The following is a 25,947-nucleotide window of genomic DNA, read 5'->3' on the forward strand; positions in this document are numbered from 1 at the left end:
TAAGATTTTTTTGGGTATTGATATGAATTATACAGGGGGCCCACCCCAAGGGGTGGGCCAAAAGCGTATTAGAGGGCGTGATCGATGCGGATGTCAATCGGCGCTGTGGGGATGGTGCTGGTCGGCACGGTGACCGAAACCCCTTCAAAGGCGCCTTCCTTGTTCATGACGTTGCCGCCCCGGGAGAGGCGCGCCTTGAACTGCAGCTCGGCATGGGCCGCCAGCTTGCTCCCCTCCATCATGGCATCCCCGTCCCCCAGGGAGAGGGTGAGCGGGAGATGCGGGCCTGCAATGCGCTTGACCGCGATGGGCATGGGCGGACCGTTGGGGATCACCGCAAAGACGAACAGATGGGCATCTTCCGGCATCTTGATGCCCGGCGCCAGGGTGATGTGCAGGGGGAACTCCCCCTCTTTCACCGCCAGCACCTCGGCTTGTACCTGGCCTTCGGCAGACGGGGTAGTCACGGCGATGCCACGCTGGCCAAGCTGCTGCCTGGCGTACTCCATGGAGCGTTCCACCATGGTGTAGCGGGCCGAGCCCGGCTCCAGCAGCGGCAACATCCCCTGCCAGCGGTCGAGGGCGGTCTGGAAATCCTCTTTTTGCAGGGCCATGAAGGCGTGGACGGAGCGAGCCTCGATGTTGGCCGGGTCCTCGGTAATGACCGCCTGCAACAGTTGATCCGCACGGGCTTCCTCCCCCGTCATCATCAGGGCCTGGGCATAGGGCACCGCCACCATGGCCTTCTGGGGCGCGAGAGCGTAGGCACGCTCCAGCGCCTCGCGGGCCATCTCGGGATCATTGCCATCCAGGGTCAGGCGCCCCAGCAGCAGCCAGCCACGGTAGTCGTTCGGTTCTTCTTTCAGCCGGGTTCGCAGGGCCAGGGTGAAGTCCAGCAGATCCTGCTCGGTCACCCGGGTGTCGCGCTCCACCAGGATGCGATTGCTGAGCTCCCCCAACCGGCTGCTGGCATCCTGCCAGCGGCTCACCTCCTGCCAGGCGCCGAGCTTGGCGTAGAGGCCGATGCTCACCACCGCCAGCACCAGCACACCGGGGATCCAGATCAGGCTCTTGCCGCCACGGGCGGTCTGCTCCACGTCGGGAATGTCGTCCAGGAGGCTGCGCTGCAGCTCCACCAGGGATTCCGGCTCCTCCGCCAGTATCCCCTGCTCCCGCTCCTCCCCTATCTCCAGCAGGCGCTGGCGATAGAGCTGCTTGTTGAGGGCCGAGCGACTGATGCTCTGCCTGCCCTCGCCACGCCAGAGCGGCACGATCAGCGCCAGGCTCGCCAGCACCAGCAGGGCCGCACCCAGTATCCAGAATGGGGTCATGGTTTCTCTTCCTCTTTGAGCAGGGCGGACAGCCTGGCCTGCTCTTCTGCACTCAGGGTGCCTTCAGGCTGTTGCAAGGGAGCAGGGGCATGGCGGCGGCTTCGCACCACCACTGTGACGACGCCAATCACGATGACCAGCAAGGGGCCAAGCCAGAGGATCAGGGTCGAGGCCATCAGGGGGGGATCATAGAGAATGAAGTTGCCGTAGCGGGCCACCATGTAGTCCACCACTTCCTGCTTCTCCTTGCCCTCGCGCACCATCTGGTAGGTCTTGTCCCGCAGATCCTTGGCAAGCCCGGCGTTGGAATCCGCGATGTCCTGGTTCTGGCACTTGGGGCAGCGCAGCTCCTTAGTCAGCTCGCGAAAGGTCTGCTCCTGGGCGTCGCTCTCGAAGGTGTAGACATCGATGGCGGCGCGGGCCTGTCCGGCACAGACGAGACCGGCCAGCAACAACAGGGATGCAATCAGTGTTTTCATCGGGGAGGCCTCACTTCATGGCATCGAAGATGGGTTTGAGGGTACTGGCCCAGACGTCTGGGTTGATGTCCCCCACGTGGCGATAGCGGATGATGCCCTGGCTGTCGATGAAGAAGGTCTCGGGCGCGCCATAGACACCGAGATCCAGCCCAAGCATGCCGTCCGGATCATAGAGGTTGACCTGGTAGGGATTGCCAAGCTCCGCCAGCCACTTGATGGCCTTGTCACGCTCGTCCTTGTAGTTCATGCCGACGATGTAGATCCCCTGCCCCGCCAGCTCCTTGAGGTAGGTGTGTTCCCCGTAACAGGTCGGGCACCAGGTGGCCCAGACGTTGAGCAGCATGGGGCGCCCCTTGAAGATGCTTCTGTCGTGCTGCTTGCCCAGGTCATAGATGTCCTGCAGGGTGAACACGGGCACCTCCTTGTCCACCATCACGGATTCCAGCTTGGTGGGATCGGAGTAGAGCCCCTTGAACAGGAATACGGCCCCCATCAGGAAGATGATGAAGGGCAGCAGATAGAGCCAGGTCTTCTTGCTCATGCCTTGGTCTCCTCGTCACGACGGCCGAAACGGTAGCGCTTGTCCAGCATGGCCAGCACGCCGCCGATGGCCATGAAGACGCCGCCGAACCAGATCCAGCGCACGAAGGGCTTGTAGTAGATCCGTACCGCCCAGGCGCCGTTGTCGAGCTGCTCGCCGAGCGCCGCATAGAGATCCCGGGTAACCCCCGCATCGATGGCCGCCTCGGTCATCGGCATGCGGCTCACGGTGTACATCCGCTTCTCGGGCTTGAGCAGGGCTACCTGCTTGCCATCCCGGTGCACTTCCAGCACGCCCTTGAAACCGTCGTAGTTGGGGCCGTTCTTCTCCTTGATGCCGGTGAAGACGAACTCGTAATCGGCGAACTGGACGCGATCGCCGGCCTGCATCCGCAGGTCCTTCTCGATGCTGTAGTTCTGGGTGCAGGCGATGCCGATGATGCTCACCGCGAGCCCCACGTGCCCCAGGATCATGGCCCAGTGGCTGTTGCCAAGCTTGCGCACGCCGGTGGCAAAACCGTGTTTGTGGGTGGCCCGCGCCCAGGTCTCCTGCACGCTGGTGACGATGATCCAGACGCCAAGCCCGATACCGAGCGCAGCCCAGGGTTTGAACGCCTCGGCAAAGAGTTTGGGCAACAGCAGAGCCGCGGCCAGGCTCAGCACCAGGGCGAGCATCACCTTGCCCTTGAGCTCACCGAGATCCTGGCGGCGCCAGCGGAACAGGGGGCCCACCCCCAGCAGCAGGGCGAAGGGGATGATGAGCCAGCTGTAGATGTGGTTGAAGAAGGGGGTGCCGATGGAGATGCTGCCAAGCCCCAGCTCCTTGTGCACCAGGGGCAACAGGGTGCCGAGCAGCACGGTGAGCAGGCCCGCCACCAGCAGGATGTTGTTGCCAAGGAGCAGGGTCTCGCGGCTCCACAGCTCATGCTTGCCATGGCTCTTCACCTGAGAGCCCTTGAAGGCGAACAGCAATAGGGAGCTGCCTATCACCGCCAGCAGGAAGCCCAGGATGAACAGACCCCGGGTCGGGTCCGAGGCAAACGCATGGACCGACACCAGCACGCCGGAACGCACCAGGAAGGTGCCGAGCAGGCTCAGGGAGAAGGCCGAGAGCGCCAGCAGCACGGTCCAGGCCTTGAAGGTGGCGCGCTTCTCGCTCACCGCGAGGGAGTGGAGCAGGGCCGTGCCCGCCAGCCAGGGCATGAAGGAGGCGTTTTCCACCGGGTCCCAGAACCACCAGCCGCCCCAGCCGAGTTCGTAATAGGCCCACCAGGAACCGAGCACGATGCCCAGCGTCAGGAAGACCCAAGCCGCCATGGTCCAGGGACGGGACCAGCGCGCCCAGGTGGCGTCCAGACGCCCCGTCATCAGGGAGGCGATGGCGAAGGCGAAGGCCACCGAGAAGCCCACGTAGCCCATGTAGAGCATGGGGGGGTGGAAGATGAGACCGGGATCCTGCAGAAGCGGATTGAGATCCCGCCCGTCCACCGGGAAATACGGCAGGGTGCGGGTGAAAGGATCCGAGGTGAACAGCACAAAAGCGGTGAAGCCCACCGAGATAAGGCCGAGCACCCCGAGTACCCGCGCCACCGCATCGAGCGGCAGGCGACGGCTGAAGAGGGCTACCGCCGCCGTCCAGCCCCCCAGGGTCAGCACCCAGAGCAGCAGCGAGCCTTCATGGGCTCCCCACACCGCCGAGATGCGGTATTGCAGGGGCAGCAGGCTGTTGGAGTTGGTGGCCACGTACTGCACGGTGAAGTCGTTGTCGATAAAGGCCCAGGTGAGGCAGATAAACGACAGCAGCAGCAGCAGGAACTGGCTGTAGGCGAGCGGGCGGGCCGCCGACATCATGCCAAGACGACCGAGATGGGCCCCGATCAGCGGGTAACTGCCCAGCAGCAGGGCGGTGGCGAAGGCCAGGATCAGTGAGAACTGCCCTAATTCCGGGATCATTGACTATTCCCTCTCGATTGCACGGAGAAACCTGCCGATTTGGCGGTATAAAGAAGTGAATTCTTGGCGCATACCGGCATCATTGCTTGGCTCCCTGCAACTGCGCCTCTGTGTATTCGGGCTTGAAGTGCATGCCGTTGGTGGCGTCGGCCACTTCCGGCGGCATGTAGTTCTCGTCGTGCTTGGCCAGCACCTCGAAGGCGGCGACCGTGGTGGCATCCTTGAGGGTGCCTTGAGCGACAATGCCCTGCCCCTCGCGGAACAGGTCCGGCAGGATACCGTCAAACTCCACCGTCACCAGATGGCCGCCGTTGTCCACCAGCTTGAAGGCTACCTTGAGGCTCTGGGGATCCCGCACCACAGACCCCGGCACCACCAGGCCACCGATGCGCAGGCGCTGCCCCTCCTCGGGCTTGATCTTCTCCGGCCCCTTCCCTTCCACCAGCTCGCTCGGGGTGTAGAAGAGGTCGATGTTCTGACTCAGGGCATAGAGCACCAGGCCAATCACGCTGACAAGGCCCAGGCTGATGGCCAGGATGATGGTGAGGCGTTTCTTGCGGCGCGGGTTCATAGGGTGTTCTCCATCTGCTGGGCTGCCTTGCGGCGTGCCTCCCGAGCCTGCTTGTTGCGCAGTTCGCCGAGCAGGCTGCGGGTCTTCAACCGGGTGGAAATGACGATGCCGACCAGGCAGAGCAGGGTCAGACCGAAGGAGAGCCAGACGTAGAAGGCATAGCCTCCCATGGCCATGAAATCACTGAACGAGGCAAAGTGCATGCTTACTTCTCCTGCCTGGCGATGTCGGCGACCCAGGGGCGGTGCCACTCCCGCATCAGCAGCTCATTGCGAAAACGCATCAGGGTCAGGGCACCGAGAAACGCGGCGAACGCCAGGATCATGATGAGCAGCGGCCACAGCATCTCGGGGGAGATGGAGGGTTTGTCAAACTTGGTGATGGTGGCCCCCTGGTGCAGGGTGTTCCACCACTCCACCGAGTAGTGGATGATGGGCAGGTTGATCACCCCGACCAGCGCCAGGATGCCGGCGGCGCGGCCCGCCACCACCTTGTCGCTGAAGGCGTTGTAGAGGGCGATGACACCCAGATAGAGGAACAGCAGGATGAGCTCGGAGGTGAGCCGGGCATCCCACACCCACCAGGTGCCCCACATGGGTTTGCCCCAGGCGGCGCCGGTAAAGAGGGCAATGAAGGTGAAGACGGCCCCCACCGGGGCGATGGCCGCCACCGTCATGTCTGCCATGCGCAGTTGCCACACCAGGCCAATGAAGGCGGCCACCGCCATGGTGGAGTAGGCGCCCATGGAGAGGATGGCGGAAGGCACATGGATATAGATGATCCTGAAAGAGTCGCCCTGCTGGTAATCGGCGGGTGCGAAAGCCAGCCCCCAGACGGTGCCGATGATGAAGGCGAGCAGGCTTGTCACGGCAAACCAGGGCAGCAGGGTGCCGGCCAGCCCATAGGCGCGCTCGGGTTTGGCATAAGGGTGCAACCATTTCCACATAGCTCACGAAACCTTTCAGTTATTAATTTTTAAGTGGCGAGGGCTACCATACCCATGGGGGAAAAACATCATATCCCCCGAAAGCAATAAGCAGCCATCCCCTTGATCTATCTCAACTATCTCGCCCCTAACAAGGCTTCAAACGAAAATCTTTTCACCAAATCAATCAGTTGACACTCACCCGCAACGCCGCCGAGATGGCCAGGGGCGTCAGGGTCAATGCCCCCACCAGCATGGCCCCCAGGATGGCGAGCTGACCGGCATAGGGCAGTCCCATGCTCGCCGCGTCGATGGCGGACGTGGCGAAGATAAGCACCGGAATATAGAGCGGCAGCAGCAACAGGCTGAGCAGCACGCCCCCCTTGCGCAGCCCTGCGGTCAGCGCCACTCCGACCGCCCCGAGCAGGCTCAGCACCGGCGTACCGAGCGCCAGGGTGGCCACCACGGCCAGATAGGTCTTCAGCTCCAGGGAGAGCAGGATGGCGAGCAAGGGGGAGACCAGCAACAGCGGCAGACCGGTCAGCAACCAGTGAGCGATTACTTTGGCCAGGGCCAGCAACCCCAGGGGATGAGGCATCAGCATCATCTGCTCCAGGGCGCCGTCACTGAAGTCGTCACGAAACAGCCGCTCCAGGGAGAGCATGGCCGCCAGCAGGGCCGCCACCCAGATGATGCCGGGAGCGATGCGGGCCAGCAACTGGGGCTCGGGCCCGATCCCCAATGGAAACAGGGTGATGACGATGAGGAAGAACCAGAGCGGGTTGAAGATGTCGGCGCGCTGGCGCAGGGCCATCAGCAACTCGCGGTGAATAAGGTGTATGACGGCGCGCAGCATGGGCTACTCCTGCAACAGCGAGGTCAGAGAGAGGGTCTTGAGCCGTCCCTGCATCAGGGTCAGATCCTGGTGGGTAGTAAGGACCACCATGCCCCCCCTGTCCGCGTGGGCGAGGAACAACTGCTCCAGCACCCTGACCCCCTGCTTGTCGATGGCGGTGAAGGGCTCGTCCAGGATCCAGAGCGCCGGTCGCTCGCTCAGCCACAGCCTGGCCAGCGCCACCCGTCGCTGCTGCCCGGCGGAGAGCTGTCCCGCGGGATAGTCTTCGAAACCGGCGAGGCCGACCTGGGCCAGCACCCGCCAGAGATCCACGCCGTCCCCGGCAGGGCCATGAAGCTTCTGGTAGAAGGAGAGATTCTCAAGGGGGGTCAGGGTCGCCTTGACGCCGGGCTGATGGCCCAGGTAAAGCAGGCTGGCGTGGTATTCATCCCGGCAATGGCGGATATTCTCCCCATTCCAGCACACCTCGCCAGCAAAGGGCTCGGAGAGGCCGGTGAGCAGGCGCAACAGGCTGGTCTTGCCCACCCCGTTGGGACCCTCAATCTGCATCAAATCCCCGGCACGCACCGCGAAGGAGAGATGTTCAAACAGGGTGCGATCTTCACGCACGCAGCTCAGATTGTTCGCTTGAAGCAGCATGGGGATGTAATCGTTGAAAATGAGGCGGCCTGCATCTTAACACAGGATCCGGAGGCGTCTTTTCAAAGATGCCAATAATCAACAGGATTTGTGGGGAAGATCGCGCCCCCACCAAAGAGATTGATGCCAAAGGATTATCCACCGTCCCGGCATCAAGAAAGAGGTGGCCACGGGCCGAACAGAAAGCGGGGAGGCACCGGCCTCCCCGCGACACATCCGTCAGCTGCGTCCCTTTCGCAAGGAAATAAGCAGCTCCGCTTCCGCCTGGGGCAACTCGCACTCGCTCATCACCTCGTCCAGATCGGCACCCAGCTCCACCATCTTGGCGGCGCGGCTGTAGAGGCGGCGCTCCGGATCCTGCAACGTCAGCTCCTGCTGGCTGTCGTGGATCTTCTGCATGGCCCCTTCTGCGGCTTGCAGACGCTGACCCATACCGATGGCGCCCGTGTGCAACTCCATCATCTGCTTGCGCAGACTCTCGAGCTGCCCCTGCAGCGCTTCCACCCTGGCCTCGGACTCTCGCTGGCGACGACGGTGCCCCAGGATCCCGTAAAGGGCCAGCACCAGTGCGAGCAAGGACAACCCCAAGGCTGCAAATTCAATCATCAAACCATCACCTTACCGTCACAGGGAGGCGGACAGGTGCCATCGCCCCCGTCCGCACGTTCCCGTCCCTGTTACAGGGAACCAATGTCTTCCCACTCTTCGTCGGAGAGCAGCTTGTTGAGATCCACCAGGATCAGCAGTTGGCCGTCACGGTTGCTGACGCCCTGGATGAACTTGGCGCTCTCCTCGGTGCCCACCGCCGGGGCGGCATCGATCTCGGAGGAGCGCAGATAGACCACCTCGGCCACGCTGTCCACCATGATGCCGATTACCTGCTTCTCCGCCTCGATGATGACGATGCGGGAGTTCTCGCTCACGTCCCCGGCCGGCAGGCCGAAACGGGAGCGGGTATCGATGACGGTCACCACGTTGCCACGCAGGTTGATGATACCCAGCACGTAGTCAGGTGCACCCGGGACCGGAGCGATCTCGGTGTAGCGCAACACTTCCTGAACCTGCATCACGTTGATGCCATAGGTCTCATTTTCCAACTGGAAGGTCACCCACTGCAGCACTTCGTCTTCGGCCAGATTCTGTGCAATATTGCGCTTCTCTGTCATCTTCTTGATCCTTGTATGAACCCGTCAACGGGTAAAATTAGCAATAAAACCATGGCGATGCCGACGTTGTCAGCGGCCTTCGATGTTCACGCCCCGGCCAAGCAGCAGCAAGAGCTCCCTGACGTGCAGCAGGGCACACATCTTCTCCTTGACCATGCCGGCCAACCAGGGGCGCTTGCCCTCCTGATGGCGCCACTTCACCTGGTCCCGGTGCAGCAGTTCTGTGCCCTTCAACTGGTGACAGGCCAATCCCCAGGGTGATTCTCCCAGCATAATCAGATATTTGTAATCGTCCATCTCCAGATGCTGGCCCGGCATGACCCACTGGGCCGTGTCCACCACGTTCATCTTCTGCTCGCGGGAGGTCATGATCCCCTTGTACCAGCCCGGCTGGCCGAAGAGAGAGGTCACCTCCCCCAGTTGATGGATGCCCCCCAACTCGGTCAGAGGCACCGCAAACGTCACCCCGGCCACGTCGAAGAAGAGCGCCTGAAACTCGTTGCCGGTATCCAGGTTCTCCCAGGTCGACGGTGCGGGCGCCGCTTCGAGGGCGGGCGCGGGTTCTGCCACCGCGAGGGCGACGGGCTCGACTTCCTCCGCCACGGCTTCCACCACCGGCTCTGCCAGGGCGACCAGAGGCTCACTGTCAACCACCTCCGCCTCGAGCTGGAATGGCTCGACATGCACATCTTCGTGGCTCAGGGCATCCATCTCGAACTGGACCTGTCCCACCTGGGCAAGCAGCTCGCTCAGCTGGGCCAGTCGGGTATCGGCTTCAAGATAGGGGGTGGCAGCCACCTCCGGCACGGCGACGGTCTGACGTTGCAACGCAGGGGCCGGTGCTTCGTCTTCGGGATCTTCCCGCAGCAGGGCATCGTCCAGCAGCAGGGAGTGGAAATAGTCGTCCATGGCCCGAACCTGGGTGGTCTCTCTCACGGCATCACCTCCTGGGTCCGTTGACGCTCCAGCGCGTCGAGATGGTTGAGCAGGGTCTCATAGGCATAGGTGCCCCGGCTGCCCGGTGCATAGATGGAGGGAGGAATGTGCACCAGACTGGCATCCCTGAATTTGGTGTCGATGGGAATGACCGCATTCCACACCGCCTCCCCATACTGCTCCTTGATGGACTGCAATGTCATCAGGGAGGCACGGGTACGCTTGTCAAACATGGTCGGAATGATGGTGTAGCGGAACTTCTCCCGCTTGGAGCGCTGCATGATCTCGAAGGTCTTCATCATCCGCTCCAGCCCCTTGAGGGCCAGGAATTCGGTCTGCACCGGCACCAGGATGCGATCGCAGGCCGCCAGCGCGTTCACCATCATGACCCCCAGCACCGGCGGACAGTCGATGAGCACGTAGTCGAACTGATCCTGCACCCGCAGCAGAGCGCGCTTGAGCACCAGCCCCATCCCTTCCCGGTTGCCCATCACCCGATCCAGCGTGGCCAGGGTAATCGAGGCGGGCAGCAGGCTGATGTTCTCGAATCGGGTCTTGAGGGTCATCCGGTTGACCAGCTCGGCGCTGGGTTTGGCCGCCTGGAACAACTCGTACAGGGTGCCTTCCAGCCTGTCCGAGTCGAAATCGAGATAGGAGGTCAGGGAGGCGTGGGGGTCGGTGTCGATCAGCAGTACCCGCTGGCCACGCTGGGCCAGAATGCCCGCCAGGGAGACGACCGTGGTGGTTTTACCGACTCCACCTTTCTGATTGGCAACCGTCCAAACAATCACTGTATCAATCCTGCCTTGTTGTTATGCGTATGCCCCCACCGGGCAGCGCGATCACCCTGATCTTTTCACTGTCGACACTCTGCGGTGCGTCCTGCACCGGTGCCGCCGTCAGCGGTTTGACGGGGGCTGGCGGCACCCAGGCGAACCTGGATATGGCGACCACCACCTTGCGATTCTGTAATCGTCCCTGCTCGGTGCCATTGTCGACGAAGGGGGAAAACTCTCCGTACGCCTCGTAGGCTAGCCGACCGGGAGCCACCCCCTTGCCCACCAGGGCATTGAGCACTGCCTCGGCACGGGCCGCTGACAATGTCCAGTTGGAGCGGAAAATTTCGTTGTTTATCGGTTGGTTATCCGTGTAGCCCCGCACCCTGACATAGTTATCGACCGGTTTGAGAATACCTGAAAGCGTATCGAGCACGGGTGCGGCATTGCTCCCCAGAAAAGCGCTGCCACTGTTGAACAGGAGACCTGAACTCAGCTCCACCGTCAGCCAGTTGTCATCCTGCGCAAGCTTCACCACCCCTGCATCGACCAGGGCGCCCATGGACTCCTGGATCTGCATGTCGATCTGCGCAAGAGCCGTGCCATCTTGCGAGACGGGCGTGCCCGTGATGGGTGCCCGCGAGGGGGACGCAGAGGCCTGGCTCTCCAGCAGGCTGGGGGCGGCCGAGACCGGGTTGTCCAACAAGGCATTGCCCCGCCCTTCCAGCAGGCCATCGCTGCGCGGCGCCTGGTTGAAGGCCTGGGTCATGCCCTCGATGACGGCGCGGTACTCCTCCTTGTTGACGATGGCAACGGAGTAGAGCACCACGAAAAGGGCGAAGATGAGCGTCATGTAATCGGCATAGGAGACCAGCCAGCGATCGAGATGCTCTCGCCCTTGCAGGTGCAAACGATAGCGCTTGCGCATGGCTACTCCCCTTTCAGATAAGCCCGTAACCGCCTTTCAACCTGCGGGCCGTTCTCCCCGTGGGCGATGGCCAGAAGCCCCTCCAGGGTCATCTCCTGATAGAGGCCGTAATGGTAGTGGAAGGCGCGCAACCGATTCGCAATTGGCAGATAGAGCAAGTTGGCAAAGCCCACCCCGTAGATGGTGGCGACGAAGGCCACGGCAATGCCCGCCCCCAGGGTGCCTGGCTCCTCCAGATGAAACATGGCCTGGATGAGGCCAATCACGGCCCCGATGATGCCGATGGTGGGGCTGTACCCCCCCATGGACTCGAACACCCTGGCCGAGTGCTCGTTGCGCTCCTGCTCGATGTCGATATCCGCCTCCAACAGGCTGCGGATATCCTCGATGGAGACGCCATCCACAATCATGGAAAGCCCCTGGCGGGTGAAGGGATCGGGCTCGGCCTCGGCCTGGTTTTCCAGCGCCAGCAAGCCTTGCTGGCGGGCGAACTGGGCCCACGCCTTCAGGCGCTCGGCCTGCTCCGCAAGATCCAGCTGCGGCGGAAACAGCATCCAGGTAGCCTGCCTCAGGGCACTGAGCAGGTACCTGCGGGGAGTCTGCAAGATCACCGCCCCCCAGGTTCCCCCGACGACGATGACAAAGGCCGGGCCATCCAGCAGGGTCAGCAGGCTCCCGCCATGCCACCACTGGGCGATGGCGACGGCCCCCAGCGCCAGCACCAGGCCGAGCATGCCCATGGTCAGCGGCCCAACTCGACCAGAATGCGCTGGGCCACCCGATCCAGCGGCAGGGATTCGCTTGCTATGCCCGCCTTGGCAACGGCCTGGGGCATGCCATAGACCACACAGGAGGCTTCATCCTGCGCCCAGATGGTCGCCCCCTGCTCCTTGAGCAGACGGGCACCGTCGCGGCCATCCGCGCCCATGCCGGTCAGGACGATGGCCAGCACCTTGTCGCCATAGGTCTTGGCGGCGGAGGCGAAGGTGATGTCCACACAGGGTTTGTAGTTGACCTTGTCATTGCCATCGATGATGCGAAGACGGGCACCGGGCCCGCGCCCTTCCAGCAACATCTGCTTGCCACCGGGGGCAAGATAGGCCTGACCCGGCTTGAGCACGTCGCCATCCTGCGCCTCCTTGACCCCTATCTGGCACAGCCCGTTGAGGCGGGCGGCAAAGGCAGCGGTGAAGGTGGCCGGCATGTGCTGGATCAGCAGAATGGGATGAGGGAAATCCCCCGGCAGCTTGGTCAGCACGTTCTGCAGTGCCACCGGCCCGCCGGTGGAGGTACCGATGGCAACCAGCTGGTAACTCTTGCCACTGCGCTTGAACGCGGCGGGAGCCGCCGCTGCCCGCGCAGGCTCGGGCTGGCGTTCGGCCAAGGGGCGATTCAGGGTCCCCGTGACGGCGGGCCGGGCGGCAGGCTCGGGGGCACGGGGCCGGGTCGCCATCAGGAAGCGTTTGCGAGCGATCTCCTTGACCCGCTGCTGCAGCAGGTTGACGGCTTCGTCCTTGTCCCGGGCGATGTCTTCAAACTTCTTGGGCAGAAAATCGAGGGCGCCCGCATCCAGCGCATCCAGAGTTGCCTTGGCTCCCTCGTGGGTCAAGGAGGAGAACATCAGGATGGGGGTCGGACACTTGGCCATGATCTCGCGCACGGCGCTGATGCCGTCGAGCACCGGCATTTCAATGTCCATGGTAATGACGTCGGGCCGCAACTGCTGCGCCTTGTCTACCGCCTCCCGCCCGTTCTGGGCCGTGTCGATCACCGTCATCAGGGGATCCTGATTGATGATTTCGCTGACCCGACGGCGGAAGAAACTCGAATCGTCGACCACTAATACCTTGACTGCCATTGTTATTCTTTTAACTCCTTGAGCCTGGCGCTCAGTGGCGACGGGCATAGGCCTTGAGCAGGCTGGGCACATCCAGAATGAGGGCGATGCCGCCGTCGCTGGTAATCGTGGCGCCGGCCATGCCGGGGGTACCTTGCAGCAGGTTGTCCAGGGGCTTTATCACCACCTCTTCCTGACCGATGAGGTTGTCTACCACGAAGCCCACCTGCTGGGTCCCTATCTGGACGATGACCACGTGCCCCTGGTCCTGGCGGGCCGTCTTGCCGGCACCGCGTACCAGCCACTTGTGCAGGTAGAACAGCGGAATCGCCTTGTCACGGACGATGATGGTGAGCTGGCCATCCACCACGTTGGCCTTTTTCAGATCCAGGTGGAAAATTTCATTCACGCAACCGAGGGGCAGGGCGAAGGTCTGCTGACCCACCTCCACCATCAGGGTCGGCAGAATGGCCAGGGTCAGGGGAACCTTGATTTCGAGACGGGTGCCCTTGCCCCAGGTGGAATCGATGTGCACCGAGCCATTGAGGCTGACGATGCTGGTCTTCACCACGTCCATGCCCACTCCACGGCCGGAGATGTCGGAGATCTCCGACTTGGTGGAGAAGCCGGGGGCGAAGATCAGGTTGTAGGCATCGTTGTCGCTCATGCGCGCCGCGCTGTCAGCATCGAGCACGCCACGGCTGATGGCGATGGACTTGAGCTTCTCCGGGTCCATCCCTGCGCCGTCATCCTCGATGCAGAGCAGAATGTGGTCCCCTTGCTGGGAGGCGCTCAGGGTGATGGTGCCCTGACGGGGCTTGCCCGCCTTCTCGCGCACGTCCGGCATCTCGACGCCATGGTCGCAGGAGTTGCGCACCAGGTGAACCAGGGGGTCGGCCAGAGCCTCCACCAGGTTCTTGTCCAGATCCGTGTCCTCACCCACCATCACCAGCTCGATCTCCTTCTTGAGGGTACGAGCCAGATCGCGCACCACGCGCGGGAAGCGGCCGAATACTTTCTTGATAGGCTGCATGCGGGTCTTCATGACCGCGCCCTGCAGATCGGCGGTCACGACGTCGAGGTTCGCGACAGCCTTGGACATCTCTTCGTCATTGCTGGCGATGCCGAGGCTCACCAGGCGGTTTCTCACCAGCACCAGTTCGCCCACCATGTTCATGATGACGTCCAGGGTCTTGGTATCCACCCGCACCGTGGTATCGCTCTGTACCGCGCTGCTCTCGGCGGGAGCCGCCTGCTTGGCGGGGGCGGCCCTGGCTGGCGCTGGGGGCTCTGCCGGCGCGGGTTTGGCGGCCACAGGCGCCTTGGGCGGCGTCACCGGGGCTGCGGGGGCAGCGGGTGCCGGGGCCTTGGGTTCGGGAGCGGGCGCAGGAGCAGACGCCAGACTGTGCTGGGGCGCCTGGCCACGGCCGTGCAGTTCATCCAGCAGGCGCTCGAACTCGTCGTCGTCGATGAGCTCGTCCACCTCTTTCTGGACCGACTGCAGGGGGGCCAGATCGGGGGCACCACCGTGCTGGCCCTGACCATGGAGCTGGTCGAGCAGGGCTTCGAATTCGTCGTCTGTGATGTCACCTGAACCGCTCAGCACGGGGGCGGCAGAGACCGTCGGCGCTTTGCCGACACCGTGCAGCTCATCGAGCAGGCGTTCAAATTCGTCGGCGGAGATCTCGTCGATGGAGCCACCGCCATTGACGGCGACAGGCGCCACCTCGGCGATGACCTCGGGTTCTGGTTCGGGCTCAGGCTCGGGTGCTGGCTGGGCCGCCACGCTGGCGGTACGCAGCTGCTCCTGCCCTTCCGGCTTGCACAGCTCGTGCAGATCGTGCAGCAGATCGGGAGAAGCGGGGCTTATCTCTTCGCGGTTCTGGACCTGGGCAAACATGACGTTGATGGCATCCAGCGCCTGCAAGATGACATCCATCAGCTCGGCACTGAGGGTCCGCTTGCCGTTGCGCAGCATGTCGAACAGGTTCTCGGCACCGTGACAGACATCCACCAGTTCGGTGAGGGAGAGGAAGCCCGCTCCCCCCTTGACGGTGTGGAAGCCGCGGAAGATGGCGTTCAACAGGTTCTTGTCATCGGGCCGCTTTTCCAAGTCGACCAGTTGTTCAGACAACTGTTCCAATATTTCTGATGCTTCGACCAAAAAGTCTTGCAGTATGTCTTCATCAACTTCGAAGGCCATGCGTCACTCCATTAGAATCCCAGGCTAGACAGCAGATCGTCCACATCATCTTGACCATTGACCACATCTGAGCGGGTCTGCGGGTTCATGATGGGGCCTTCCGCCTCGATGCCGCTCGCTGGCAGGCTACGTGCCGAATTGTCGCTAACGCCCTCACCGAACATGGTCAGCATCTCTATCAACTTCGTTTCAACTTCCTGCACCAGTTTGATCACCTTGCGGATCATCTGACCGGTCAGGTCCTGGAAATCCTGAGCCATCAGAATTTCCGTCAGCAGTTGTCGTAACTTATCGGCATCCGTCTCAGAAGCCTTAATAAAATCATTCAGTTGATGGCACAGCGCCTTGAATTGACCCAGCTCGAGATCCCGGCTCATCAGAGCATTCCAGTTGGGCATGACCAGCTGAATGTTGTCGTTGAGTCGATCGGCGATGGGAAGGCTTGCCTCGACCGCATCCATGGTGCGATTGGCCGCCTTGTCCGTCATGTCGATGACATAGCTCAGACGCTCCCGGGCATCCGGGATCTCATGGGTGGCCAGGTCGGGGATCCTGGGATCCAGGCGAAAATCCTGCAATGAGTTGTGCAATTGGCGGGTCAGCTGCCCCACCTTGTCAAACAGGGCCGCCGCATTGGGGGCGCACACATCGGCGAGGATGGTATCGGCCTGTTCAAACTCTTCCCGCTCCAGGTGGGCAACCAGCATCCTTGCCTGGTCAAGCGAGATCATGGCACTCGTTTTGGCCTTCATCCCTGCCGCTCCTTAGCCGATACGTTCAAAGATTTTGTCGAGCTTCTCTTTGAGGGTGGCAGCGGTGAACGGCTTGACGATATAGCCATTGACCCCGGCCTGGGCGGCTTCGATGATCTGCTCGCGTTTGGCTTCGGCAGTCACCATCAGAACCGGCAGGTGCTTGAGCTTGTCGTCGAGGCGAATCGCCTTGAGCAGGTCGATGCCCTGCATGCCGGGCATGTTCCAGTCGGTGACCACGAACTGGAAGTCGCCATTTTTCAGCATCGGCAACGCCGTGTTGCCATCGTCTGCTTCATGGGTATTGTTGTATCCCAGGTCACGCAGCAAGTTCTTGATAATCCGGCGCATCGTTGAAAAGTCATCGACGATGAGGATTTTCATGTTCTTGTCCAAAGTTCCTCCTAAATAGCCGCCAAGACGGCTCACTTACATGATGCAGATCGCAGGTTTTATGGTGCGGATTATGCCTTAGAGTTGTGCTCCAGTGTAGCCAGTACAACCACTTATAAATTCCAATCTCGCAAACGGGCGCGCAGCCTGTGCATGGCCTGACTATGAATCTGGCTCACCCGAGACTCACTCACACTCAATACTTCACCGATCTCGCGCAGATTCAGCTCTTCATCGTAATAAAGGGAGAGCACCAGCGCCTCCCGCTCCGGCAGGCGGGCGATGTGCTCGGCCAGAGCCCCCTGGAAGCGTTCGGCCGCCAGATCGTCGAATCCTCCCTGACCGTTGCCGTCATCGGGATGACCGATGACATCTTCACTGACGCCCAGATCCTCAATGCCGATGATCTTGCCGCAGGAGACATCCTGCAGCATGGCATGGTACTCCCCGAGGGACACCCCCATATTGGCGGCCACCTCGGTGTCTCTGGCATCCCGGCCATGGGCCTGCTCCACGTTCTCGATCGCTTCTGCGATGGCACGGCTGTTGCGGTGCACCGAGCGGGGCACCCAGTCCCCACGGCGGATCTCGTCGAGCATGGCACCACGGATGCGGATGCCGGCATAGGTTTCAAAGCTGGCGCCCTTGCTGCCGTCAAAGTTGCGGGAAGCTTCGAGCAGCCCAATCATACCTGCCTGGATCAGGTCATCCAGCAAGACACTGCTTGGCAGGCGAGCCAATAAATGCTGGGCAATCCGCTTGACCAGCGGAGCGTGTCGCTCGACCAGCACGTAGGAATCCTGATGACGCAAGTATGCTTGGGCTTTATTCACGGGAGTCTTCCTGTGTTATGACCGGCTTTTGCAACAAGTTTTCCAGGAAAAATTCGAGGTGGCCGCCCGGCTGATTCGGGATGGGCCAGCTCGCCGCCTTGTTCGCCAGGGCACGAAATACCAGGGCGGCAGGGGATTTTGGAAACGCCTCAACTATCAGTTTCTGCTTGCGCACCGCGGCCCGCAGGTTGGTGTCGTAAGGCACGCAGGCCACCAGCTCCAGGGAGGTATCCAGGAAGCGGTCGGTGACCCGGGTCAGCTTGGCGAACAGCTCCTGCCCCTCGCGCAGGGAGCGGACCATGTTGGCCACCACCTTGAAGCGGAACACACCGTGATCCTTGGAGAGGATCTTGATGAGCGCGTAGGCATCCGTGATGGAGGTGGGTTCATCGCACACCACCACCATGATGTCCTGGGCGGCGCGGGTGAAGCTCAGCACCATGTCGGAAATCCCCGCCGCCGTGTCCACCAGCAACACGTCCACCTGGGTCTTCATCTCGCTGAAGGCGCGGATGAGCTCGGCATGTTGTACCGGGGAGAGCTCGACCATGGACTGGGTACCCGAGGTGGCTGGCACTATCATCATGCCGTAGGGCCCCTCGACGATGATGTCATCCAGGGTGCATTCCCCCGCCAGCACATGGGAGAGGTTGCGATGCACCCTCAGCCCCAGCATGACGTCGACGTTGGCCAGGCCAAGGTCGGCGTCCAGCACCAACACCCGCTTGCCCTGGGCGGCCATGGCTCCCGCCACGTTCAGGGTCACGTTGGTCTTGCCGACGCCCCCCTTGCCTCCGGACACGGCGATCACTTTCACTCGATTGTTTTGACGCATTTTGCGCAGACCACTCGCCTGATCCATATACATGTTACTCATAAAACTCCGAATCTTCGGATTCGCCAAAACCCGATCCCCAGAAATAGGGATCTTCTGCTTCCCGTTCCAGCGACCCCATGGCGGCACCGACCAGCAGCGCCGCGTTGGCAACTTGAATATCTTCCGGCACCCGTTGCCCGTCGGTGATGTAACTGATGGGCAGGGCGTTTTGAATGCACACGTTGATCACTTCACCCAGATTCAGGCTCTCGTCTAGCTTGGTCAGAATGCAGCCGGAGAGCGGAATGCGCCGGAAGTGATCCACCGCCTCCTGCATCACCCGTCGCTGGGAGGTGGCCGACATGACCAGATAACTGCGTATACGCACCTTGGCATTCTTCACCAGGGTGTCGAGCTGTTCGGTCAGGCGGATATCCCGCTGACCCACCCCGGCGGTGTCGATGAGCACCAGCCGGCGATGGCGGAACTGATAGAGGGCACTGGCCAGCTCTTCGGCGTCCCGCACCTGACGCACCGGGCAACCCATGATGCGACCATAGGTCTGCAGCTGTTCGTGGGCCCCGATCCGGTAGTTGTCCGTGGTAATGAGCGCCACCTGCTCGGCGCCATACTTCATGGCAAAGCGGGCCGCCAGCTTGGCGATGGTGGTGGTCTTGCCCACCCCGGTCGGTCCGAGCAGGGCCACCGCCCCTCCCTGACGCAGGATCTCGTCCTCGCTGATCTTGAGCTGGGCCGTCAGCACCTCGGCCAGCTGGGCCATGGCCTGATGGATCGGCATGTCTTCGGGGATGAGGCCCGCCAGCTGATCGGCGAAGGCGTCGTCAAACCCCATCTTCTTGAGCTCCTTGATGAGCAGGGCGCGCATGGGTTCGCGGCGTTCCACCTCCTGCCACATCAGGCCGGAGATCTGGTGCTCCAGCAGCTTGCGGATGCTGGCCATCTCCTTGCGCATCCCCTCCATCTCCTGATCTCGCTGGGCGGACTGGGCCTGGCGCGGGGCGGCGGCAGGACGGGCCTTGGGCTTGGCGGGCTCGGGAGCGGCGCCCCACTGGCCCTGTTCGGCCAGGGTTCTGGGAGCACTGGCCGCGCCCGCCAGTCCGGCGGACTGGGTGCCGGCAGCGCCATTGGCGGGCCAGGAGGCCGAGGCCGGCTGACCGTTGCCTCCGTTGCCAGACCATGATCCCGGTGCGGCATTGCCACCCGCCGGGTTGGCCGGATTGAGCTTCTGCTGGCGTGCCAGCAGGGCCGCCAGGGTATCGGCGTAGTATTCGTTCTGTTCCTTGGGTGGCGCCGACCTCGTCATCTGCTTGCCCGCAGACGAGATATTGACGCTCTCTTCATTCAACTGACGGCGAACCGGCGCGTCTTTGGGCCCCGGTACCTGGGATTGATAATCGACGGCCGCGACTATCTCCACCCCACCGGTGACCTTTTTGTTGGACATGATGACGGCATCGGGTCCGAGAGTCTCCTTGACCTCGGCCAGCGCCGTGCGCATGTCTTTGGCAAAAAACCGCTTAATCTTCACCCGTCATCTCCGCTAACTAGCCCTGTCCCACCGCACTGACGATGCGGATCTGCTTGTCGTCAGGCACTTCCTGATAGGACAGCACGCGTAATCCAGGAATGGCATTCTTGACAAATTTCGCCAGGGTATTGCGCAATATCCCCGATGTCAGAAGCACGGCCGGCTGGCCTTCCAGTTCTTGTCGTTGAGTGGCTTCCACCAGGGAGCGTTGCATCCGCTCCGCCAGTCCCGGTTCGATACCGGCGCCATCTCCCCCACCTGCTTGCAGGGATTGATGCAATATACGTTCCAGTTCTGGTGACAAGGTGATCACCGGCAGCTCGGGCTCGGGGCCGGCAATCTCCTGCACAATCAATCTACGCAGGGCGATCCGGCAGGCTGCGGTCAGCACTTCCGGGTCCGGGCTGCGGGGCGCATATTCCACGAGGGTCTGCAGGATAGTGCGCATATCGCGAATTGGCACGCCTTCATTGAGCAAATTCTGCAATACCTTCACCAGGTTGCCCATGCTGATCACCTCGGGAACCAGTCCTTCCACCAGCTTGCTCTGATGCTTCCCTATCATGTCGAGCAGTTGTTGCACCTCGTCATGACCCAGCAGCAGCGCCGCATGGTTGGAGAGGATCTGGCTCAGGTGGGTAGCCACCACGGTGGCCGCATCGACCACGGTGTAGCCAAGGGTCTGGGCCTGGGAGACCTGCTCCTTGGCGACCCAGACCGCCTCCAGCCCGAACGCCGGGTCCTGGGTGGCGATACCGTGGATCTGGCCGAACACCTGCCCCGGGTTGATGGCCATCTCCTTGTCGTGATAGACGGTGGCTTCCCCCGTACTCACGCCCATCAGGGTGATGCGGTACTGGTTGGGGGCAAGATCCAGGTTGTCGCGAATGTGGACGGCAGGCACCAGAAAGCCCAGCTCCTGGGAGAGCTTCTTGCGCACCCCCTTGATCCGGTTGAGCAGCTCGCCCCCCTGATTCTTGTCCACCAGCGGGATCAGCTGATAACCCACCTCCAGGCCGATGATGTCCACCGGCATGACGTCGTCCCAGCTGAGATCCTTCTGCTCCACCGGGGCATCCCCCTGGGCCGGCATGAGTTCGCCGCTCGCCGCCTTCGCCTTGTTCTGCTTCTCGCGGCGCAGCAGCCACCAGGCGCCCGCCGCCGCCACCGCCCCCAGGCTCAGGAAAGCCAGGTGCGGCATGCCGGGCACGCTGCCCATCATCAGCAGGATGCCTGCGGAGATCACCAGCGCCTTGGGATTTTCGAACAGTTGGCCGAGTACCGCTGTTCCCATGTCTTGGTCGGTATTCTGACGGGTGACGATGATGGCCGCGGCAATGGAGAGCAGGAGCGAGGGGATCTGGGCGACCAGACCGTCACCGATGGCGAGCAGGGTATAGACCTGGGCCGCTTCGCCGAAGGTGAGCTGGTGCTGCATCATGCCGATGATGAAGCCGCCGATGATGTTGATGAAGAGGATCATGATGCCCGCGATGGCATCCCCCTTCACGAATTTGGAGGCACCGTCCATGGAGCCGTAGAAGTCCGCTTCCTGAGTCACGTCCTGACGGCGCTTCTTGGCCTCTTCCTGGTTGATGAGACCGGCGTTCAGATCCGCATCGATGGCCATCTGCTTGCCGGGCATGGCGTCAAGGGTGAAGCGGGCGCTCACCTCTGAGATCCGGCCCGCCCCCTTGGTGACCACCACGAAGTTGATGATCACCAGGATCATGAAGACGATGATGCCCACGGCATAGTTGCCGCCGATCACCACGTTGCCGAACGCCTCGATCACATGGCCTGCCGCCGCGCTGCCGTTGTGGCCTTCCAGCAACACCACCCGGGTGGAGGCGACGTTGAGGGCGAGCCGCAGCAGGGTGGCGATCAGCAAGACGGTGGGGAAGGCGGCAAATTCCAGGGGGCGGCGGGTATAGACCGCCACCAGCAGCACCACGATGGAGAGGGCGATGTTGAATGAGAAGAGGATATCCAGCATCAGGGGCGGAATGGGGAGTACCACCATCCCCAGAGAGGCCAATACCAGCAGCGGCGTCCCTACCCCTCTGCTGAGCAGCCACTTGTACTCTTTGAAACGGCCCAGTCCCGCTTTGAATCCCATCGTGCTTCTCAATGATAAACTGCCAATGACGGATTAAAGCAAATATCAAGCCAAGGATTCAATGCATTGATCTATATGGCTTTTATTTTAACGCTGTCAGAAGTCCGTCGTTGGCGTCACGGGGAATGGTGACAGGGGGAAGCTGCCTTCACCAAGCCGGCCAAAGGCCAGCCCAGGCCATGGGGCGAGGCGCCGCGCCTCGACAGGGAGATTGCGGCCTTGTTTTCGACACAAGGGAGAGATCGGATGGTGGGGACATCCCACCGCTTTATTTGCGAAACGCGGGGGCGCAAGGGAGAGCACCCGGGATCAGGCTGCCTCCACTGCGTTATTTGCGAAACTCGGGTGGAATGGGCAGATCCGTGGCGATGGGGGTCGGACGCCGGCCGCGGCCACGGCGGAACTTCTTGAGCTGATAGACATAGGCCAGCACCTGGGCGACGGCGGCGAAGAGCCCCTCCGGGATCTCCTGGCCAATCTCGGTGGCGTGGTAAAGGGCCCGGGTGAGCGGCGGGGAGGACATGACGGGGATGTCGTATTCGCGCCCGATCTCCCGGATCTTCATCGCCACCTCGTCGACCCCCTTGGCCAGTACCTTGGGCGCCGCCCCCGGCTTGCCCGCATCGTATTTGAGCGCCACCGAGTAGTGGGTCGGGTTGGTGATGATCACATCGGCCTTGGGGACATCCCCCATCATGCGGCGCATGGCCATCTGCATCTGCAACTGGCGTATCCGCCCCTTGACCTCGGGCTTGCCTTCGCTGTCCTTGAACTCGTCCTTGATCTCCTGCTTGGTCATCTTGAGCTGGCGATTGTGGTTCCAGCTCTGGAACGGCACGTCGATGGCGACAATGGGGATCAGGGCGCAGCAGAGGATGATCAGCATCCAGAGCAGCAGGTCCAGGGCATCGACGATGCCGCCGGGAAAGCCCTCGAGAGAGAGATTCAGCAGATGGTTGAACTGGCTTGACAGCATCCACCAGGCGAACAGACTAATAAACACCACTTTTGCGATGGATTTGACAAGTTCCACCAGGGATTGCACCCCAAACATCCTTTTGATGCCGCTCAGGGGGCTCAGCTTGCTCCACTTGGGCAGCATGGCCTCGGAGGAGAAGTTCATCCCGCCGAGCAGGGTGTTGCCGACGAAGGCGGCGATGATCACCAGCATGAACAGCAGCCCCAGAGGCTGGATCAGCTCCCCCAGCAGGGCAGGCACCATGGCCCCCATGGCATTGGGGTCGAACGCCTGATCCCGGTCCAGGGTAAAGCCCATGGTGAGTACCTTGATCATGGCCCCTGCCAGACTCTCCTTGATCATCAGGAGGCCGAACACGGTCGCCAGCAGGACGCTGGCGGTACCCAGCTCCTTGGAACGTGCAATCTGCCCTTTTTCCCGGGCTTGTTGCAGTCGTTTGCCCGTGGGTTGTTCTGTGCGTTCCTGATCGGTATCAGCCATGCTGGCCTCCTGCCGGCATCAGCCGACTGGCGGCCCGCCAGACTGGCGGCAAAAGGGCCGCAACCGGGAGGGCCTCAGTCATGCTGGCCCCCGAAGCACTGAACGTTGATGAGCTCGCAGCTGGTCTCCTGCACCCGCTCCCAGAGCGCGTCGAAGTGTCCCATGAAGCCACCTATGGTGAGCCAGAGGATGAACAGGCCCGACATCATGCTGACCGCAAAGCCGATGCTGAAGATGTTGAGCTGGGGGGCCGCACGGGTCATCACCCCGAACGCGAAGTTGATCAGCAGCAGGGCGATGATGGCCGAAAGCGCCATCACCAGAGAAGCCTGATACATGACCCCGAGAAAGCTCACCAGGCTGCGGATGGCAGGCAGGGTGAGCCCGCTGTCAGATACCGGCAGGGTTTCGAAACTCAGCACCACCATGCGCAGCATCAGCAGGTGGCCGTCCACCGCGAGAAACACCAGGGTCGCCAGCATCAGGTAGAACTGGCCCACGACGGGAGCCGACTGGCCGTTCATGGGGTCCACCAGGGTGGCAAAGCCCAGGCTGGTCTGCATGGCGATGACCTGACCCGCCATCACGAAGGTCTCCAGCAGGAACTGGGTCATGAGGCCGAGCGCGATGCCGATGAGCAGTTGCTGCCCCAGCACCAGGAAGCTGCCGAGGGAGAAGAGCTCGATCTTCGGCATGGGGGGCAGCAGGGGGGCGATGATGAGGGTGATCGCCAGCGCCAGGCCGATACGGATATGGGCGGGGGCGAGCCGACTGCCAAAGACCGCCATCACCATCAGGAGGCTGCTCACCCGGGCCAGGGGCCAGAGGATGGAGGAGAGCCACTCCATGATGAGCGCCGTGGTGTAGGTCATGACAGCGGCACTCCCGGCAGGGGCAGGCCAACGGGAGGACGCAGGCACCGGTCTGCCAGAGCGAAAGGGTGGCCCTTGGCTGGCATCAGCCCACCACCTCGGGGATCTGGCTCACCATCAGCTGGAAGAAGTCCATCAGACTCTGCAATCCCCAGTGGGCCCCCGCTCCCAGGGCCAGCAGGGTGACCACCAGACGGGGCAGGAAGCTCAAGGTCTGTTCGTTGATGGAGGTGGCGGCCTGGAAGATGGCGACCACCAACCCCACCATCAGGCTCGGCAGGATCACGGCGCACACCATGATGGTCACCAGCCAAAGCGCCTCGCGAAAGACGTCGACGAAGGTTTCAGGACTCATTGCTCGCTCCTTGTGATGGGTTTGCCCAGGGCCGCATCCTCCCGGCCTCCTCCTTCGAGAGAAAGAGAGGCCTCGCGCCCTCCCCGAGTGAAGGGGAGAGCCAGGGGGAGGGTCTGCCCTCCCCTAACCACCTGAGCCCAGCCCGAAGCTGGTGGCCAGGGAGCCCAGAATGAGGTTCCAGCCATCCACCATGACGAACAGCATCAGCTTGAACGGCAGGGAGACCAGCATGGGGGAGAGCATCATCATCCCCATGGCCATCAGGATACTGGCGACCACCAGATCGATGACCAGGAAAGGCAGAAACAACATGAAGCCTATCTGGAAAGCGGTCTTGAGCTCGCTGGTGACAAAGGCCGGGATCAGCACCCGTAGCGGCACGTCCGCAGGCTCGGCCACCTGCACGTTCGCTATCTCCATGAAAGTATTGAGATCCTTGACCCGGGTCTGGGCCAGCATGAACTGGTGAATGGGCAGCTCCGCCTTCTCCAGGGCCTCCTTGGCCCCGATGGTCTCGGCCAGATAGGGCTGCAGCGCCTCGTTGTTGATGCGATCCAGCACCGGCGACATGATGAAAAACGACATGAAGAGGGCGATGCCGATCAGCACCTGGTTGGAGGGGCTCTGCTGCAGACCGATGGCCTGGCGCAGGATGCCGAGCACCACGATGATCCGGGTGAAGGAGGTCATCATGATCACCATGGCCGGCAGGAAGGAGAGCGCGGTCATCAACGCCAGCACCTGCAGGGTCAGGCTGTACTCCTGACTGCCATCCGCCATGGTCTTGACGGTGAGTGCCGACATGCCGTCCTGGGCCATCGCCAGGGGCGAGAGCACCAGGGAGAGCAGTGCCAGCCACCCTGTCCAGTTAACGTTTTTCATGCTTGCCCATCAGTTTGCCCAATTGCTCGGAGAACGCCTGGGGCTGGCTCTCGTCCAGCGGCTCCTCCAGGCGATAGAGGAAGTTGACCTGCTGCGGCGTCACCCCGACCAGCAGCTGCTGGCCGCCCACCTTGACCACCATCAGCTTCTCCTTGTAGCCAAGGGGCAGGGTGGCGATGACCTTCATCTGGCCCCCTCCCATCACCTGGGAGAGCTTGCTCTTCTTGAGCAGAAAGCCGAGCACCAGGATGAGGCCGATCACCATCAGGCTGGAGAGCAGCCAGGAGGTGAGGCTGGGGGGATTGGCCCCTACCCCCGGGTTGGCCAGGGCAGGCAGGGAAAACAGCCACAACGGGAGCACACGGATCATTTGAGCTTCTTGATCCTTTCAATCTGGCTGATGACGTCGGTAAGGCGGATACCGAACTTGTCGTTCACCACCACCACCTCGCCGTGGGCGATCAGGGTGCCGTTGACCAGCACGTCCAGGGGTTCACCCGCCACCCGATCCAGCTCCACCACCGAGCCCTGGTTCAGTTGCAGCAGGTTGCGAATGCTGATCTGGCTGCGGCCCACTTCCATGGCGATGGTCACCGGGATGTCCAGAATGGTGTCCAGCTTGCGCCGCTCTTCGGCGCTGATGGGGGCTTCGTCCTTCAACTCCTCCAGGGGGGCAGGCTTGGCTTCGGCCGTAACCTGCTCCTCCAGTGCGGCCGCCCAGGCGTCAGCCATCAAATCCTGCTCGTCATCGGTTCCGCTCATCTTCAATTCCTCAG

The 25,947-nt window shown here is 62.2% G+C and carries 29 protein-coding genes; all 29 read right to left on the bottom strand.

The window, feature by feature from the left end; genetic code table 11:
- Positions 1-68: 68 nt before the first annotated feature.
- The 29 genes from ccmI to fliN all read right to left on the bottom strand — a co-directional run bounded on the left by ccmI (position 69) and on the right by fliN (position 25,933).
- Complete coding sequence (gene ccmI, locus ACPW74_RS13350) at positions 69-1,331, bottom strand: c-type cytochrome biogenesis protein CcmI (protein WP_319892677.1); 1,263 nt, start codon at positions 1,329-1,331, stop codon at positions 69-71.
- Complete coding sequence (locus ACPW74_RS13355) at positions 1,328-1,810, bottom strand: cytochrome c-type biogenesis protein (protein WP_039039897.1); 483 nt, start codon at positions 1,808-1,810, stop codon at positions 1,328-1,330. The genes ccmI and ACPW74_RS13355 overlap by 4 nt, the downstream gene beginning before the upstream one ends.
- A gap of 10 nt (positions 1,811-1,820) precedes the next feature.
- Positions 1,821-2,351 carry a DsbE family thiol:disulfide interchange protein gene (locus ACPW74_RS13360; protein WP_048207247.1) on the bottom strand — a complete coding sequence of 177 codons (531 nt, stop codon included), beginning with the start codon at positions 2,349-2,351 and terminating at the stop codon, positions 1,821-1,823.
- A complete protein-coding gene (locus ACPW74_RS13365) occupies positions 2,348-4,303 on the bottom strand; it encodes a heme lyase CcmF/NrfE family subunit (protein ID WP_048207245.1) in 1,956 nt (651 codons plus the stop codon). Before ACPW74_RS13365 ends, ACPW74_RS13360 begins: the two co-directional genes overlap by 4 nt.
- A gap of 79 nt (positions 4,304-4,382) precedes the next feature.
- Positions 4,383-4,874, bottom strand: coding sequence for a cytochrome c maturation protein CcmE (gene ccmE / locus ACPW74_RS13370; protein WP_048207244.1), 492 nt, complete (start codon positions 4,872-4,874; stop codon positions 4,383-4,385).
- Positions 4,871-5,077 (bottom strand): heme exporter protein CcmD, encoded by a 207-nt coding sequence (gene ccmD / locus ACPW74_RS13375; protein WP_039039901.1) that lies wholly within the window; start codon positions 5,075-5,077, stop codon positions 4,871-4,873. The genes ccmE and ccmD overlap by 4 nt, the downstream gene beginning before the upstream one ends.
- Positions 5,078-5,079: 2 nt before the next feature.
- A complete protein-coding gene (locus ACPW74_RS13380; RefSeq protein WP_010673946.1) occupies positions 5,080-5,820 on the bottom strand; it encodes a heme ABC transporter permease in 741 nt (246 codons plus the stop codon).
- 166 nt (positions 5,821-5,986) lie between these two features.
- Positions 5,987-6,655: a heme exporter protein CcmB gene (ccmB, locus tag ACPW74_RS13385; RefSeq protein ID WP_010673945.1), complete on the bottom strand. Its 669-nt coding sequence runs from the start codon at positions 6,653-6,655 to the stop codon at positions 5,987-5,989.
- A 3-nt stretch (positions 6,656-6,658) separates the two neighbouring features.
- Positions 6,659-7,294, bottom strand: a complete 636-nt coding sequence (gene ccmA / locus ACPW74_RS13390; RefSeq protein ID WP_319892683.1) for a cytochrome c biogenesis heme-transporting ATPase CcmA — start codon at positions 7,292-7,294, stop codon at positions 6,659-6,661.
- A 219-nt stretch (positions 7,295-7,513) separates the two neighbouring features.
- Positions 7,514-7,900, bottom strand: coding sequence for a DUF2802 domain-containing protein (locus ACPW74_RS13395; RefSeq protein WP_010673943.1), 387 nt, complete (start codon positions 7,898-7,900; stop codon positions 7,514-7,516).
- Positions 7,901-7,971: 71 nt separating this feature from the next.
- Complete coding sequence (locus ACPW74_RS13400; RefSeq protein WP_010673942.1) at positions 7,972-8,460, bottom strand: chemotaxis protein CheW; 489 nt, start codon at positions 8,458-8,460, stop codon at positions 7,972-7,974.
- A gap of 69 nt (positions 8,461-8,529) precedes the next feature.
- Positions 8,530-9,396 carry a chemotaxis protein CheW gene (locus ACPW74_RS13405; RefSeq protein WP_048207241.1) on the bottom strand — a complete coding sequence of 289 codons (867 nt, stop codon included), beginning with the start codon at positions 9,394-9,396 and terminating at the stop codon, positions 8,530-8,532.
- Positions 9,393-10,187 (bottom strand): ParA family protein, encoded by a 795-nt coding sequence (locus ACPW74_RS13410; RefSeq protein WP_010673940.1) that lies wholly within the window; start codon positions 10,185-10,187, stop codon positions 9,393-9,395. Before ACPW74_RS13410 ends, ACPW74_RS13405 begins: the two co-directional genes overlap by 4 nt.
- A gap of 4 nt (positions 10,188-10,191) precedes the next feature.
- Positions 10,192-11,100 carry an OmpA family protein gene (locus ACPW74_RS13415; protein ID WP_041215581.1) on the bottom strand — a complete coding sequence of 303 codons (909 nt, stop codon included), beginning with the start codon at positions 11,098-11,100 and terminating at the stop codon, positions 10,192-10,194.
- 2 nt (positions 11,101-11,102) lie between these two features.
- Positions 11,103-11,840, bottom strand: a complete 738-nt coding sequence (locus ACPW74_RS13420) for a flagellar motor protein (RefSeq protein WP_042016381.1) — start codon at positions 11,838-11,840, stop codon at positions 11,103-11,105.
- A 2-nt stretch (positions 11,841-11,842) separates the two neighbouring features.
- Entirely contained in the window at positions 11,843-12,958 is a 1,116-nt protein-coding gene (locus ACPW74_RS13425; RefSeq protein WP_202040718.1) for a protein-glutamate methylesterase/protein-glutamine glutaminase, read from the bottom strand.
- 31 nt (positions 12,959-12,989) lie between these two features.
- Positions 12,990-15,140 carry a chemotaxis protein CheA gene (locus ACPW74_RS13430; protein WP_425858200.1) on the bottom strand — a complete coding sequence of 717 codons (2,151 nt, stop codon included), beginning with the start codon at positions 15,138-15,140 and terminating at the stop codon, positions 12,990-12,992.
- Positions 15,141-15,151: 11 nt separating this feature from the next.
- Positions 15,152-15,892, bottom strand: a complete 741-nt coding sequence (locus ACPW74_RS13435) for a protein phosphatase CheZ (RefSeq protein ID WP_010673935.1) — start codon at positions 15,890-15,892, stop codon at positions 15,152-15,154.
- A gap of 12 nt (positions 15,893-15,904) precedes the next feature.
- Complete coding sequence (cheY, locus tag ACPW74_RS13440; protein ID WP_425278782.1) at positions 15,905-16,276, bottom strand: chemotaxis response regulator CheY; 372 nt, start codon at positions 16,274-16,276, stop codon at positions 15,905-15,907.
- A 122-nt stretch (positions 16,277-16,398) separates the two neighbouring features.
- Positions 16,399-17,118, bottom strand: a complete 720-nt coding sequence (locus tag ACPW74_RS13445) for an RNA polymerase sigma factor FliA (protein WP_041212632.1) — start codon at positions 17,116-17,118, stop codon at positions 16,399-16,401.
- Positions 17,111-17,986 (bottom strand): MinD/ParA family protein, encoded by an 876-nt coding sequence (locus ACPW74_RS13450; protein ID WP_041215585.1) that lies wholly within the window; start codon positions 17,984-17,986, stop codon positions 17,111-17,113. The genes ACPW74_RS13445 and ACPW74_RS13450 overlap by 8 nt, the downstream gene beginning before the upstream one ends.
- 1 nt (position 17,987) lies before the next feature.
- Positions 17,988-19,484, bottom strand: a complete 1,497-nt coding sequence (gene flhF, locus ACPW74_RS13455) for a flagellar biosynthesis protein FlhF (RefSeq protein ID WP_041212630.1) — start codon at positions 19,482-19,484, stop codon at positions 17,988-17,990.
- 16 nt (positions 19,485-19,500) lie between these two features.
- Positions 19,501-21,603, bottom strand: coding sequence for a flagellar biosynthesis protein FlhA (gene flhA / locus ACPW74_RS13460; protein ID WP_010673930.1), 2,103 nt, complete (start codon positions 21,601-21,603; stop codon positions 19,501-19,503).
- Positions 21,604-21,931: 328 nt separating this feature from the next.
- The gene (flhB, locus tag ACPW74_RS13465; protein ID WP_010673929.1) at positions 21,932-23,062 is read right to left on the bottom strand and encodes a flagellar biosynthesis protein FlhB; all 1,131 of its coding nucleotides are present in this window, start codon (positions 23,060-23,062) and stop codon (positions 21,932-21,934) included.
- Between the two features lie 74 nt (positions 23,063-23,136).
- Entirely contained in the window at positions 23,137-23,934 is a 798-nt protein-coding gene (fliR, locus tag ACPW74_RS13470) for a flagellar biosynthetic protein FliR (protein ID WP_010673928.1), read from the bottom strand.
- Between the two features lie 85 nt (positions 23,935-24,019).
- Positions 24,020-24,289 (bottom strand): flagellar biosynthesis protein FliQ, encoded by a 270-nt coding sequence (gene fliQ, locus ACPW74_RS13475; RefSeq protein ID WP_010673927.1) that lies wholly within the window; start codon positions 24,287-24,289, stop codon positions 24,020-24,022.
- 123 nt (positions 24,290-24,412) lie between these two features.
- Positions 24,413-25,171, bottom strand: coding sequence for a flagellar type III secretion system pore protein FliP (gene fliP, locus ACPW74_RS13480; RefSeq protein ID WP_048207230.1), 759 nt, complete (start codon positions 25,169-25,171; stop codon positions 24,413-24,415).
- The gene (gene fliO, locus ACPW74_RS13485; protein WP_010673925.1) at positions 25,158-25,541 is read right to left on the bottom strand and encodes a flagellar biosynthetic protein FliO; all 384 of its coding nucleotides are present in this window, start codon (positions 25,539-25,541) and stop codon (positions 25,158-25,160) included. Before fliO ends, fliP begins: the two co-directional genes overlap by 14 nt.
- On the bottom strand, positions 25,538-25,933 hold the full coding sequence (gene fliN / locus ACPW74_RS13490) for a flagellar motor switch protein FliN (protein ID WP_010673924.1): 396 nt from the start codon (positions 25,931-25,933) through the stop codon (positions 25,538-25,540). The genes fliO and fliN overlap by 4 nt, the downstream gene beginning before the upstream one ends.
- Positions 25,934-25,947 lie beyond the last annotated feature (14 nt).

This window comes from Aeromonas sp. INTO2 (assembly GCF_049860605.1).
In the GTDB taxonomy this organism is placed as follows: Bacteria; Pseudomonadota; Gammaproteobacteria; order Enterobacterales; family Aeromonadaceae; genus Aeromonas; species Aeromonas caviae.